At 66.2% G+C, this 12,469-nt stretch carries 12 protein-coding genes; 2 read left to right on the forward strand and 10 right to left on the reverse strand.

Annotated features, from left to right (window positions below; all coding sequences use genetic code 11):
* Positions 1-2: 2 nt before the first annotated feature.
* Together ACXAD2_RS22865 and carA are read right to left on the reverse strand one after the other, a co-directional pair.
* Positions 3-1,892: a glycosyltransferase family 2 protein gene (locus tag ACXAD2_RS22865; RefSeq protein WP_475175473.1), complete on the reverse strand. Its 1,890-nt coding sequence runs from the start codon at positions 1,890-1,892 to the stop codon at positions 3-5.
* A gap of 107 nt (positions 1,893-1,999) precedes the next feature.
* Positions 2,000-3,145, reverse strand: coding sequence for a glutamine-hydrolyzing carbamoyl-phosphate synthase small subunit (carA, locus tag ACXAD2_RS22870; protein WP_066108495.1), 1,146 nt, complete (start codon positions 3,143-3,145; stop codon positions 2,000-2,002).
* Positions 3,146-3,341: 196 nt separating this feature from the next.
* Between carA and ACXAD2_RS22875 the strand changes: the two genes are divergently transcribed.
* Positions 3,342-3,809 carry a GatB/YqeY domain-containing protein gene (locus ACXAD2_RS22875; protein WP_066108498.1) on the forward strand — a complete coding sequence of 156 codons (468 nt, stop codon included), beginning with the start codon at positions 3,342-3,344 and terminating at the stop codon, positions 3,807-3,809.
* Between the two features lie 61 nt (positions 3,810-3,870).
* On the opposite strand, the gene ACXAD2_RS22880 is transcribed toward ACXAD2_RS22875, so the two are convergent.
* The 8 genes from ACXAD2_RS22880 to gatC all read right to left on the reverse strand — a co-directional run bounded on the left by ACXAD2_RS22880 (position 3,871) and on the right by gatC (position 11,512).
* Complete coding sequence (locus ACXAD2_RS22880; protein ID WP_475175481.1) at positions 3,871-4,782, reverse strand: hypothetical protein; 912 nt, start codon at positions 4,780-4,782, stop codon at positions 3,871-3,873.
* Positions 4,783-4,799: 17 nt separating this feature from the next.
* Positions 4,800-5,303, reverse strand: a complete 504-nt coding sequence (locus ACXAD2_RS22885; protein ID WP_475175486.1) for a DUF2244 domain-containing protein — start codon at positions 5,301-5,303, stop codon at positions 4,800-4,802.
* Between the two features lie 12 nt (positions 5,304-5,315).
* Complete coding sequence (locus ACXAD2_RS22890) at positions 5,316-6,101, reverse strand: metallophosphoesterase family protein (protein ID WP_475175491.1); 786 nt, start codon at positions 6,099-6,101, stop codon at positions 5,316-5,318.
* 95 nt (positions 6,102-6,196) lie between these two features.
* Entirely contained in the window at positions 6,197-7,870 is a 1,674-nt protein-coding gene (ctaD, locus tag ACXAD2_RS22895; protein WP_066108512.1) for a cytochrome c oxidase subunit I, read from the reverse strand.
* 464 nt (positions 7,871-8,334) lie between these two features.
* Positions 8,335-9,006 carry an N-acetylmuramoyl-L-alanine amidase gene (locus tag ACXAD2_RS22900; RefSeq protein ID WP_475175494.1) on the reverse strand — a complete coding sequence of 224 codons (672 nt, stop codon included), beginning with the start codon at positions 9,004-9,006 and terminating at the stop codon, positions 8,335-8,337.
* Between the two features lie 7 nt (positions 9,007-9,013).
* Complete coding sequence (locus ACXAD2_RS22905; RefSeq protein WP_475178365.1) at positions 9,014-9,709, reverse strand: hypothetical protein; 696 nt, start codon at positions 9,707-9,709, stop codon at positions 9,014-9,016.
* A 31-nt stretch (positions 9,710-9,740) separates the two neighbouring features.
* Positions 9,741-11,228, reverse strand: coding sequence for an Asp-tRNA(Asn)/Glu-tRNA(Gln) amidotransferase subunit GatA (gene gatA / locus ACXAD2_RS22910; RefSeq protein ID WP_475175497.1), 1,488 nt, complete (start codon positions 11,226-11,228; stop codon positions 9,741-9,743).
* Entirely contained in the window at positions 11,225-11,512 is a 288-nt protein-coding gene (gatC, locus tag ACXAD2_RS22915) for an Asp-tRNA(Asn)/Glu-tRNA(Gln) amidotransferase subunit GatC (RefSeq protein ID WP_475175501.1), read from the reverse strand. The genes gatA and gatC overlap by 4 nt, the downstream gene beginning before the upstream one ends.
* A 372-nt stretch (positions 11,513-11,884) precedes the next feature.
* Here gatC and ACXAD2_RS22920 point away from each other — a divergent pair, with 372 nt between their 5' ends.
* Positions 11,885-12,466, forward strand: a complete 582-nt coding sequence (locus tag ACXAD2_RS22920; protein WP_475175506.1) for a hypothetical protein — start codon at positions 11,885-11,887, stop codon at positions 12,464-12,466.
* Positions 12,467-12,469 lie beyond the last annotated feature (3 nt).

The raw sequence follows: 12,469 nt of genomic DNA on the forward strand, positions 1-12,469 counted from the left end.
CCTCAGCGCCGCTCTTCGGGGATATCCGCATCCGGATGGTCGGGGGAGGACCGCCCGTGGGCGGTCTTGTCCCAGTAGAAGGGGCGGGCAAAGATCTCCCACAGCGCCTTGTAGATGGCGATTGTGCCGAGCGGGAAATAGAGAAACAGCGTCGGCACCCACAGCAGCAGCCCCGGATGCGGGCTGCGCGCCACCCCCGCGAGGCCAAGCAACAGCGTCACGCCCTCGCCAAGCAGCAGCAGACCGGTGACCGCTTTCAGCAGCGCGATGCTTTCGGGGCCGGCGAAAGGATGCGGCCAGCCCAGCAGGATCGGCCAGAACGACCAGAAGAGCGGTGCGAGGAGGAATTGCACCGTGCCGGTCAGCAGCAGAAGCTGCAGTCCCAGCAGCCGCCACGCGCCAAGCTGACGCAATGCCCGGCGCGGGTGCCGCATGTGCACGAACCATGTGATCATATAGCCCTTCAGCCAGCGCGAGCGCTGGCGGATCCATGGCCAAAGGCGACAGTTGGCCTCTTCGCGCGTCACCAGCGGCAAAAGATCGGTGCGATAGCCGAAGCGGGCGAGGCGAAACCCCAGATCGGCGTCTTCGGTGACGTTATGGGCGTCCCATCCGCCGACCCGCTCCAGCGCGGTGCGGCGAAAGAACACCGTGGTGCCCCCCAGCGGAATCGCAAAGCCGAGCCGGAGGAAACCGGGCAAGAGAATGCGGAACCACGCGGCGTATTCGATGGTGAAACAGCGCGAGATCCAATTTGCGTGCGGGTTGTAGAAGTCCAGAATGCCCTGCACGCAGCCAAGCTCGGGCGGGGCGCGTCCGAAATGGGCCGCCATCATCCGCAGCTGACCCTGCGCCGGGCTGTCCTCGGCGTCATAGATGCCGATGAGCGCGCCGCGGGCAAAGTTGAGCGCGTAGTTGAGCGCGCGCGGCTTGGTGGTGATCGTGCCGCCGGGCACCTCGATGACCCGCATCCACGGCGGCAGTGCGGCGTCTTTCAGGGCGCGCCGGGTCGTGCTGTCTTCGGCTTCGAGCACCAGCAGCACATCGAGCAGCGCGCGCGGATAGTCGAGGCGGCCGAGCCGCTGGACCAGCGTTTCGGCGATCGCTTCTTCGCGGTGCAGCGGCACCAGCAGGCTGACCGGGGGCAGCCGGTTCCCCTCGGGCGGTGGGGCGGGCGGCAGCGGCGGCAGCCCGACGACGAACGCGGAAATCTTGGCAATCTGGCCGAGCAGCAGCGTCACCGAGGCGATCATCAGCCCCGCAAGGAAGAAGGCGGTGGGCGCGATCAGCAACAGGGACAGGCAGAGCAGGGCCGAGGCGCCAAGCAGCGCGCAGCGCTCGGCGGGCAGCCTGTTGAGGTCACGGCAGCTGAGCTCCGTGGGCAGGGCCTGCTCGGCGGCCTCTGCAAACGCCGCGCCATAGCGGGCGGCGATCTCGTCGAAGATGTCCTGCTCGGTCACAAGGGCCATCTCGACCGGGCCGCGATGGCTGATCAGATGGGCGCGCAGGCGGGCGAAGCTTTCGGGGTGCGCGACGGCCAGCACCAGCGTCTCGCCGCGTCGAAGCCACGGCAGCCCCGCGTGACGCAGGCACAGATGCGGCGGCAGCAGGGGGGCAAGCTCGGGCGCGGGCGGTGTGAGGCTGCGCATCAGCGCCGGGGCGCCATGACAGCGCGCAAGCGTGTCGCGCAGGCGCGCAGGCGAGACATGCCCCTCGGCGATCAAATGGCGGGTAAGGTCGGTGTCGTCATGGCGGCTGCGGGCCAGCGCTTCGAGCGCTTGCGGGGCATCGAGCGCGCCGTCTTCGAGCAGAACCGCGCACACGGGGCGCCCGCGGTCATGGCCGCGGGACACGCGGCGCTGGTCTTCGAACGTCGGAGGCGGTTTCGGCATGGGATGCTCCTGACCTTTCCGGGCGCGGATAGGTCAGGGCATCGCGGTAAACACAGGGTTAAATTGTGCGCATCACAGAAACAATGCGCACAATGTTCCCTGCATGATCACATGCTGTTCACGAACCGTTCGAACAAGTAGAAGCTGTCCTGCGGGCCGGGGCTGGCTTCGGGGTGATGCTGGACCGAGAACACCGGACGGTCGGTCATGCGAATCCCGCAGTTCGACCCGTCGAAGAGGCTGACGTGGCTTTCGACCACACCCGCAGGCAGGGTCTGCCCGTCGACGGCGAACCCGTGGTTCATCGAGGTGATCTCGACCTTGCCGGTGTCGATCTCTTTCACCGGGTGGTTGGCGCCATGGTGGCCGTGGTTCATCTTGATGGTCTTGGCGCCGAGCGCCAGCGCCAGCATCTGGTGACCGAGGCAGATGCCGAAGACCGGCAGATCGGTGTCGTCGAGGATACCCTTGATCATCGGCACCGCGTAAGCGCCAGTGGCGGCGGGGTCGCCCGGGCCATTCGACAGGAAGACGCCGTCGGGGTTATGCGCCAGCACCTCTTCTTTGGTGGCGGTCGCGGGCAGCACGGTCACTTCGCAACCCGCCGAGGCGAGGCAGCGCAGGATGTTGCGCTTGGCACCATAGTCGATGGCGACCACTTTCTTGCGCGGGTTGGTCTGCGGCAGGTAGCCATCGGGCCACGCCCACCGCATCTCGTCCCAGCGGTAGCTCTGGGCGCAGGTCACGCCTTTGGCAAGGTCGACCCCGGTGAGGCCCGGGAAGGCGCGCGCGGAGGCGACCAGCGCCTCGACGTCGAACACGCCCTCGGGGTTGTGCGCGATGGCCACATGCGGGGCACCCTGCTGCCGGATCGCCCGGGTCAGACGGCGGGTGTCGATGCCGCCGATGGCAATGCGCCCGCGCGAGGCGAGCCATTGCGACAGTTCCTGCACCGCGCGCCAGTTCGACGATTGCGTGGGCATCCACTTCACCACCATGCCCGCAGCAACCGGATCGCCGGTTTCGTCATCTTCAGGGTTCACGCCGACGTTGCCGATGTGCGGGAAGGTGAAGGTGACGATCTGCCCGGCGTAGGACGGATCGGTCATGATCTCTTGATAGCCGGACATGGAGGTGTTGAAGCAAAGTTCGGCCTGCGCCTCGCCGGTTGCGCCGAAGCCCTGTCCATAAAACAGCGTCCCATCGGCGAGCGCGAGGCATGCGGTAGGCTTTTGGGGGGTGGCGAGCGACATGGCGCGACTCCTGTTCGGATCTGGGCGGGAAGCAAATCGCGCCATGCCTAAGGGAAGCCGGGGAAAGGGTCAAGTGCTGATTTTCCTATAGAAATATAGCAAAATCAATGGGTTGCATTGGTATAGGGCGGGATTGCGCGCGCGAAGGGCTTTCTGTAGTGTCAGGGTTTGGAAACGTCAGGGGATATCCGTTCCTATGGAATTGCGTGAACGCATCAAGGCTGCGACCAAGCAGGCGATGAAAGACAAGGACAGCCAGCGGCTCTCGACGCTGCGGCTGATCTCTGCCGCAGTGAAGGATCGCGACATTGCCGCCCGTGCCGAGGGTAACGACGATGGCGTCGAGGATGCCGAACTGCTGTCGATCCTCGCCAAGATGGTCAAGCAACGCCGTGAGAGCGCGCGCACCTACGAAGAGGGCGGGCGGCTCGATCTTGCCGAGGCGGAACTGGCCGAGATCCCGGTGATCGAGGAGTTCCTCCCGAAGCCGATGAGCGAAGACGAGGTCTCGCAGGCGGTCAGCGCGGCAGTCTCCGAGGTGGGTGCCAGCTCGATCCGCGATATGGGCCGGGTGATGGGCGTGCTGAAGACGCGCTATCAGGGCCGCATGGACTTTGGTGCCGTGGGCCCGATGGTCAAGGACCGGCTCGCCGCCGCGGGCTGAGCAGTGCAAAAGCCTTCAAAGGCTTTTGCAACTCTCTTCAAAGAGAGTTGCAGCACAGATGTCAGGGGGCGGGAAACTCTTCCGCCACCTGCGCCAGTTCAGCGGCATCTTCGAGGCGGAAGCGCTGGACAAAACGGGTCTTGAACCCCACGCGGCCCCGGCGCGCGCCGAAGTTCTCCCCGTGATTGAGCACATAGAGCACCGAAGGCCGCTGCAGCGGCACCGGCGCCTGCCCCGAAAGCGCGGCGAGATAGGGGAACATCCGGTGCTCGTGCTGCGTCATCTCGCGCAGGAAGGTGGCGCTTTGTGGCAGCGCCGGGTCGTGATGCAGCGCCATGCACGATCCGCAGAGCTTCCAGAACGGCTTGCGCAGCGGCAGGGCCACAGTTGGCGCGCCCGCCAGCGCCACATCGCCGGTGGCGTGGTCCATGACATAGCCCTGCTCCACCAGATAGCCCGGCGCCTGACGCGCCAGCATCTCCGCCACGGCGCCATCGCGCAGCAGGTCGTCGGCGTCGAAGCTCATCACATAGGCCGGGGCTTTGCAGACCCTGCCGAGATGATTGCAGAGCGCCGCCAGCTTGCGCCACTTGTCATTGCCGGGGGTCGGGTCGTCGAAGGGCAGCCAGCTGATCCTCTCGTCTTCGGCGAGCGCGCCCGGTAGGGGCGGGCGCTGCTGGCAGCAGATCACCGCGCGCCACGCGCCGCTCTGGCGCCGAAAGCTTTGAAGGGTCTGGGCCAGCCGCTCGGTCACCGCCTGCCAATCGCCCACATGCTCTGGCCCGACCAGTGGGAGGAGGAAGACCACCTCTTCGGCGCGCGGGCGAGGGCGGCCATGGCGGGCCGCGCGCAGCGCCAGCGCCGCTTGCTCGGAAGGGGCGGGCGACAGGCGTTCAGCGAGAGACGGCGACAGCGCGGCGGCAAGACGCAGGGCGCGGCGCTTCATCTTCGGGGTGGCAGGAACCTGAGCCATGGATACCTTTCGCGCGGTCAGGGCCGCGCCATGAGCCGCAGCCGGTCGGAGAGCTCGAGATAGAGCGCCTTGCGCTCCTCTTCGCTCAGAAATGCGCCGATCTCAACCTCGCGCCCCGCCCCCTTGAGCGTCACATAGTAGGGTACCGGCCCGCCGCTCTCATGCATCTGCGCGCTGACCCAATAGGTGTTGCTCTGCCAGTCCTGCGCCGGGCCGCGCGGGTTGTGCCGCAAAAGCTGGGTCGTTTCGGGGCTGAGGGTGAGCACTTCGAGGATTTGCCGGTCCTTCTCGTTGCGCCGCAGCGCGTACCAGATCCCCCAGAGCGCGGCGAGCATGAAGGGCAGCAGCCCCCAGAGCAGAAGCGTGCCCAAGAGGCCGTAGAAGGGGATCAGCGCCATGAAGAAGAAGATCCCGATGAAGGTGACGAACCCCTTGGCCGACAGCGACTGATGCGGCCAGAGCCTCAGCTCTGCCTCCTGCGTGCCGTCTCCCCCCGTGTCCATCGTCCAAGTGTATGGCATGGCTGGAATGTATCACCCGCCCGCGGTCTGCCCAATGGGATTTGCCGCCTCGCGGCTGATCCAGCCCGTGGTCAGCGCCTCGGCCCATTCCGCGCGGCCCCGGCTGCGGGCGCGCTGTGCCATGCGCGCGGGATCATAGGGGACATGATGATGCGCGACGTGCCAAGCCGCGCCCTCGGTTTCCAGCACCGCGAAACAGGCGTGGGGCGTGCCGGTCTCGACCACATGCGGTACCGGGTGAATGTCGGTGTAGCCCGGACATCCGACGCTGCCGGGGTTCACGACGCAGTGCCGTTGCCAGCTGACAACGCGCGGCAGATGGGTGTGGGCGCAAAGCACCAGCGGCTGCGGGATCCCCTGAAGATGCCGGGCGATCTGCGCGGCACCGGCGGGATGGACCATGCCGCCCGCGTCCACGTCATGCAGCCAGTAGCGATCATCGGCGCCGGGCGTGGCATGGCAGAGAAAGGCCTCGCCCATCTCCAGCGTTACCGGCAGGGCGCGCAGCCAGTCCAGCGCATCCGGCGGCAGCTCGTCATGGGCCGCGCGGTCAGACATGCCCATCTCTTCTGGCGTCTGGCTGATCAGGTAGCGGTCATGGTTGCCGCGCACCGTGGGCATCGGGCGGGCGCGGAGGATCTCCCACGTCTCACCGGCCGCGAGCGGACCGCTGAACATATCGCCGAGGTTCACCACGAGCTCGATCTGCATGGCATCTATGCGCGCCAGCACCGCGCTCAAGGCGTCGGAATTGCCGTGAATGTCGGCGATGGCGGCGAAGCGGCGGGGCAGGGGCATCGTGGGAACCTTGCTGTGGCGGTCCCGCAAATGAGAACCGGCCCCGAGGGTTCCCCCGGGGCCGGTCTATGTCAATCGCTCAGAGCGTTATGCGCTCAGTGGGCGGGGTGCTTGTCCCAATCCTCGCGCTTCGGCAGCTGCTCGAACGTGTGCTCGGGCGGCGGCGAAGGCAGGGTCCACTCCAGCGTGTCCGCGTATTCGTTCCACGGGTTGTTCTGGGTGCAGGCCGCGCCTTTGCGCAGCGAGTGCCACATGATCCAGAAGAAGAAGAGGAACGAGGCGAAGGAGATGATCGCGCCCCAGCTCGACACATGGTTCCAGAGGGCAAAGGCCTCGGGGTAGTCGATGTAGCGGCGCGGCATGCCCTGACGGCCAAGGAAGTGCTGCGGGAAGAAGGTCAGGTTCGCACCGACGAACATGACGTAGAAGTGCAGCTTGCCCGCCCACTCGGGGTACATCTTGCCGGTCATCTTGGGGAAGTAGAAGTAAATCCCCGCGAAGATCGCAAAGACGGCACCCAGCGACATCACGTAGTGGAAGTGCGCGACCACATAGTAGGTGTCGTGGTAGGCGCGGTCGACGCCAGCCTGGCTCAGCACCACGCCGGTCACGCCGCCGACGGTGAAGAGGATCAGGAAGCCGATCGCCCAGAGCATCGGCGTCTTGAACTCGATCGAGCCGCCCCACATCGTCGCGATCCAGCTGAACACCTTCACGCCCGTCGGCACCGCGATGACCATCGTGGCCAGCATGAAGTAGCTCTGCTGGGTCAGCGACATGCCCACGGTGTACATGTGGTGGGCCCAGACAACGAAGCCAAGCGCGCCGATCGCGATGATCGCCCAGACCATCGGCAGGTAGCCGAAGACCGGCTTGCGCGAGAAGGTCGCGATCACATGGCTGATGATGCCGAAGCCGGGCAGGATCACGATGTAAACTTCCGGGTGGCCGAAGAACCACAGGATGTGCTGGTAAAGCACCGGATCACCGCCGCCAGCGGGGTTGAAGAAGGTCGTCCCGAAGTTGCGGTCGGTCAGCAGCATGGTGATCGCGCCGGCCAGAACCGGCAGCGACAGCAGGATCAGCCACGAGGTGACGAAGATCGACCACGAGAACAGCGGCACCTTGAACAGCGTCATGCCCGGGGCGCGCATGTTCAGGAAGGTGGTGATCATGTTGATCGCGCCAAGGATCGACGAGGCACCCGAGACGTGCACAGCAAAGATCGCAAGGTCGGTCGACATGCCCGCTTCATTGGTCGACAGCGGCGGATAAAGCACCCAGCCGATGCCCGAGCCGAGCTGGCCGTTGCCGCCCGGCGCGAAGACCGAGCAGACCGCCAGCGTCGAGCCAGCCACATAGAGCCAGTAGCTGAGGTTGTTCATCCGCGGGAAGGCCATGTCCGGCGCGCCGATCTGCAGCGGCATGAAGTAGTTGCCGAAACCGCCGAACAGCGCGGGAATCACCACGAAGAACATCATCAGGATGCCGTGGCCGGTGATCATCACGTTCCACAGGTGCCCGTTGGGCGTACAGTTCTCGACCGCGGTCGGGAACAGGCGCGCGCCTTCCATGCACATGTACTGGACGCCGGGGCTCATCAGCTCCAGACGCATGTAAACGGTGAAGGCCACCGAGATGAGACCAACAAACGCTGCGGTAATCAGGTAGAGAATCCCGATATCCTTGTGGTTCGTCGACATGAACCAACGGGTAAAGAACCCGCGGTCGTCCTCGTGCTCGTGGCCGTGAATGGCTGCATCTGCCATTGCGTGCCTCCTGTATAGGTACGTCCCTCGCAAGGGCGCGCACTAAACTCCTCCACGCCCTTAGTCTGATCATCCTTTTAGAATGCGACCAACTTCCGGGCAATCATCTCCTTTGATCCAGATCAAAATTAATTGTCGCACCCCCCTGCGCGTCTCACCTTGGTGTGAGAATTCAGCGGCTGGCGGGGGTGGGGTATTCCAGACCTGCGCCAAGACCGGGCCGGCGGTATGGTTCTGTGGTGCCGTCTCGTCTCCACCCGGGTGCCAACCGTTCCCGCCAGCTTGGTTCCGGCCCGGCCTGGTTCCTGCCCGGTTCCTGCCCGCGCAACGGTTCGCGGCCAACGCGGCACAGCGCCCCCGGCCTTGGCGCCGGGGGACGCACCCGCCCCTGCCGCGCCAGCTCCCAGATCGCCGCAGGGGCGGCTCCTGTTTGGCAGCGAAAATGTTCGTAGATGAGCGCGAAGTCAGGCGGCGGGCCAGCACGCAGCAAGCCCGGCCATCCGCGCGCGATCCTCATCGTCGAGGGGTCCAGTGGCGCCGGGGCGAAAGCGGTCGCGGAAGGATTTCAGCAGCGCATCGAGCTGTTCGGGCTCTGTCCGATAGCCGAAGCGATGCGCGTCCTGCCGGAACTGGTCGGGCGCGTCGCCGGGTGTCTGCGGCGCGGCATCGACGGCCAGCCCCTTTTGCACCAGACGGGCCCAGTCGAAGCGCGGGCCGGGGTCGATCTTGCGTCCCGGCGCCATGCAGGCATGGCCGATCACCCGCTGCGGCGGGATCTGCCAGCGCTCGAGGATGCCGCAAAGCAGCACCTCCAGCGCGTCCATCTGCGCGTCGGGGAAAGGCTCGTCGCCGGTGTTGGCGATCTCGATGCCGATCGAGCGGGAGTTGACCTCGGCGACCGAGCCCCATGCGCCCAGCCCGGCGTGCCACGCGCGCATCTCTTCGGTCACCAGCTGCCAGCAGGTGCCGTCATAGCCCAGCACGTAATGCGCAGAGACGCCGCTTTCGGAGTTGCACAGCCAGTCGCGCGCCGCTTCGGCGCTTTTCATCGCGGTGTAGTGCAGCACTACGATGTCGGGCCGCGCCCCAAGTCGGCGCGGCCCGAAATTGTCGGAGGGGTGCCAGATCGGCTGCACCTGCCCGTCAGTAGCCGCGCACGGCGCGGAAGGGGGCCGGATCCCAGCTACAGGCGAAGCCGTCGCCATCGGGGTCGATGCCGTTGCGGTCCTTCTCGGGGCCACCGTCGGCAAGGAAGGCTTCTTGCGCGCGGTCGGTGGTCTCGTATTTGGCGCAGTTGCGCTGCGCCTTCGCATCCGACGAGAAGCTCGAACGGCTGTAGAGCGGCGTGCCCACCGGGTTGGTGGTCTGCAGCGCATAGGCCACGATGTTCGGCGCATCCGAGTCGGGGCGCGCGGGCAGGTCGGTCGGGGCGACCACCTCATATTGCGCGCGGTTCTGCTGGATCAGGGCCTTGTCGTCGGCGATGGTCCGTTCGGCCGAGACCGCGTCAAAGCTGTTCTCTTCCGAAAGCCCTGCGGAATCGGTCACCGACTGCGGTGCCGGAGTGGCGGCGGCGGTGGGCAGCGGCGCGCCCTCTGCCGGGCCGTCGAGCACCGAGGTCGCCGCGGCGACCGCCGGGTCGCTGGAATCGCGACCTGCCGGCGGCAGCGTCGAGGAATCCACCGGCGCGCTGCCTTCGAGCGCGGCGTCACGCTGCGCGCGCTCGGCCTGATAGCTTCCGTAGTCGTCAAAACCGACCCCCGGCCCGCTGTCGGGGATCGGGGTGGTGCAGGCGGTCAGCGCGAGCAGAGCCGCGCCACCGAAGAAAATGCGAGTCATCACTCTGCCCTCGTCCTTTATTCCGGCGCCGTTACCACCACTTGGCGGGTTTCGACGCGAACCCGGCGGCCTGCTCCAGCGCATAGGCGGTGTTGAGCAGGTCGCCCTCTTCCCACGGACGCCCGATCAGCTGCAGCCCAAGCGGCAGCCCCTTGGAATCGAGTCCCGTCGGGACCGAAACGCCCGGAAGCCCGGCAAGGTTCAGTGTAACCGTGAACACGTCATTGAGATACATCTGCACCGGATCGGCGGTCTTCATTTCTCCGATACCAAAGGCCGAAGAGGGCGTCGCGGGCGCGAGGATCGCGTCGACCCCTGCGGCGAAGGCATCCTCGAAGTCCTTCTTGATCAGCGTGCGGACCTTGCGGGCGCGGTTGTAATAGGCGTCGTAGAAGCCCGCCGACAGCACATAGGTGCCGACCATGATGCGGCGCTGCACCTCAAGGCCGAAGCCTTCGGCGCGGGTCTTCTCGTACATGTCGTTGATGCCTTCGCCCTGGCTCAGCTTGGCGCGGTGGCCGTAGCGCACCCCGTCATAGCGGGCGAGGTTCGACGAGGCTTCCGCCGGGGCGATCACATAGTAGGCCGGCAGCGCGTATTTGGTATGCGGCAGCGAGATCTCGACGACCTTCGCGCCCGCATCTTCCAGCATCTTCGCGCCCTCGTCCCAGAGCTTCGAGATTTCCTCAGGCATGCCGTCGACGCGGTATTCGCGGGGAATGCCGATGGTTTTGCCGCGGATGTCGCCGGTCAGCATCGCCTCGAAGTCGGGCACGGGCAGATCGGCCGAAGTCGAATCCTTGGGATCGTGGCCGCACATCGCTTGCAGCATGATCGCCGCGTCGCGCACGTCCTTGGTCATCGGGCCAGCCTGATCGAGCGAGCTGGCGTAGGCGACAATGCCCCAACGCGAGCAGCGCCCGTAGGTCGGCTTGATGCCGGTGATGCCGGTGAAGGCGGCGGGCTGGCGGATCGAGCCGCCGGTGTCGGTGCCGGTGGCCGCAAGGCACAGGTCCGCCGAAACCGCCGAAGCCGAGCCGCCCGACGAGCCGCCGGGGGTCAGCTTGGTGTCGTCGCCGGTGCGCTTCCACGGGTTCACCGCGGGGCCGTAGCAGGTGTTTTCGTTCGAGCTGCCCATGGCGAACTCGTCCATGTTGAGCTTGCCCAGCATGACCGCGCCCGCGTCGAACAGCTGGCTGGTGACGGTCAATTCATACTCGGGGGTGAAGCCCTCGAGGATCGCCGAGGCCGCCTGCGACGGCACACCCTTGGTGCAGAAGAGATCCTTCACGCCGATCGGCAGGCCGCACATGGCAGGCGCGTCGCCCGCCTTGATGCGCGCGTCGGCGGCCTTGGCCTGCTCCAGCGCGATCTCGGGGGTCTTGTGCACGAAAGCGCCAAGCGCATCCGCGCCCTCGATCACCTTCAGGCAGGCTTCGGTCAGTTCGACCGAAGTCACGTCGCCCTTGCGCAGCGCGTCGCGTGCCTCAGAGAGCTTGAGCTTGTTCAGTTCGGTCATTCCACCACCTTCGGCACGGCAAAGAACCCTTCGCGGGCATCGGGGGCGTTCGCGAGGATCTTTTCCTGCATGTTGCCATCGGTCACGCCATCGGCGCGGCGCTTGAGGCGCATCGGGGTCACCGAGACCATCGGCTCGACGCCCTCCACGTCCACCTCGTTCAGCTGCTCGATGAAGTCGAGGATATTGCTGAATTCCTGTGCCAGCGCCGGAAGCGCCTCGTCTTCCACGCGGATGCGTGCCAGCTTGGCGACACGTGCCGCCGTCTGAATGTCGATCGACATGGGTTCCCCCTGTCCGTGAATGTCCGTCAAAGTCCCGTTGCCTTTACCCCCCCGAGCAACGCCCCGCAAGGCGCTGCGAGGGGGAGGAGTGCCTGGTCGCCCGGAATCAAGCCGAAGGCGCCGGGCGCGCGCCTGCCCGTCCCGGCGGGCTGGCGCTTTGTCATCGGTGCGCAACAGATCGAAAGCGCGCGGAACTGGCCGGGATCTGGCTGGGATAAAGTGCAGACCTCAAGCGTAGCAGCGCCATCCCACGGGCAGGCGCCCGCCCGGCGCGCGCTGCGCAGAGGGATGAGCGCTCCACGCTCGACAGCCCCCCTCTGGCGCGCTAGGTCAGTCTCAGTTCCATTTCCCAGCAACAAGACCGTCCGAGCCGTGCCCCAGTTCCTTTCCCGCCTCTCTCTGCTGCCGCTGCTGCTGGCCGCCTCGCTTCTCTCGGCCTGCGCAGGCACCCGCGATCCGCATGTGCCCGCGCCGCCGCCCTCTGAATACCTCGCGCTGGCGCAAGCGATCGAGGATCTCGGTCCGGGTGTCGATCCCGAGGAAGCGCAGCGCATGGCGCGCATCTCGATCGACTACCCGCGCGAGCTTGCGGTGAAATGGAACGTCACCGACCCGGCCTATATCCACAACATCAAGGTCAACAACGGCACCCGCCCGCGTGGCCTGTGCTACCAGTGGGCCGACGATCTGCAGGCCCGGCTCGAGCAGGAGAATTTCCAGACCATCGACATGCACCGCGGCATCGCCAACGCGCTGAAGACGTTCCGCATCGAGCACAGCTCGGTCATCGTCAGCCACAAGGGCGGCACGATGAAAGAGGGCATCGTGCTCGATCCCTGGCGCTTTGGCGGTGAGCTCTACTGGGGGCCGGTGGTGGATGACCACAAATACCCGTGGGTCGAGCGGCAGGAAGTCTTTGCCACCAAGCGGGCGCTGCGCCTGCAGGAGGGCTGAGCG

Source organism: Salipiger sp. ABN3_019 (genome assembly GCF_056158605.1).

What these genes read in the sequence shown, in the direction of transcription:
- carA (WP_066108495.1), bottom strand. Translation starts at nt 3,145, where the DNA reads ATGTCGCTCGCCACCCCCCAAAAGCCTACCGCATGCCTCGCGCTCGCC.
- ACXAD2_RS22890 (WP_475175491.1), bottom strand. Translation starts at nt 6,101, where the DNA reads ATGCCCCTGCCCCGCCGCTTCGCCGCCATCGCCGACATTCACGGCAAT.
- ACXAD2_RS22905 (WP_475178365.1), bottom strand. Translation starts at nt 9,709, where the DNA reads ATGACTCGCATTTTCTTCGGTGGCGCGGCTCTGCTCGCGCTGACCGCC.
- gatC (WP_475175501.1), bottom strand. Translation starts at nt 11,512, where the DNA reads ATGTCGATCGACATTCAGACGGCGGCACGTGTCGCCAAGCTGGCACGC.
- ACXAD2_RS22885 (WP_475175486.1), bottom strand. Translation starts at nt 5,303, where the DNA reads ATGCCATACACTTGGACGATGGACACGGGGGGAGACGGCACGCAGGAG.
- ACXAD2_RS22880 (WP_475175481.1), bottom strand. Translation starts at nt 4,782, where the DNA reads ATGGCTCAGGTTCCTGCCACCCCGAAGATGAAGCGCCGCGCCCTGCGT.
- gatA (WP_475175497.1), bottom strand. Translation starts at nt 11,228, where the DNA reads ATGACCGAACTGAACAAGCTCAAGCTCTCTGAGGCACGCGACGCGCTG.
- ctaD (WP_066108512.1), bottom strand. Translation starts at nt 7,870, where the DNA reads ATGGCAGATGCAGCCATTCACGGCCACGAGCACGAGGACGACCGCGGG.
- ACXAD2_RS22865 (WP_475175473.1), bottom strand. Translation starts at nt 1,892, where the DNA reads ATGCCGAAACCGCCTCCGACGTTCGAAGACCAGCGCCGCGTGTCCCGC.
- ACXAD2_RS22875 (WP_066108498.1), top strand. Translation starts at nt 3,342, where the DNA reads ATGGAATTGCGTGAACGCATCAAGGCTGCGACCAAGCAGGCGATGAAA.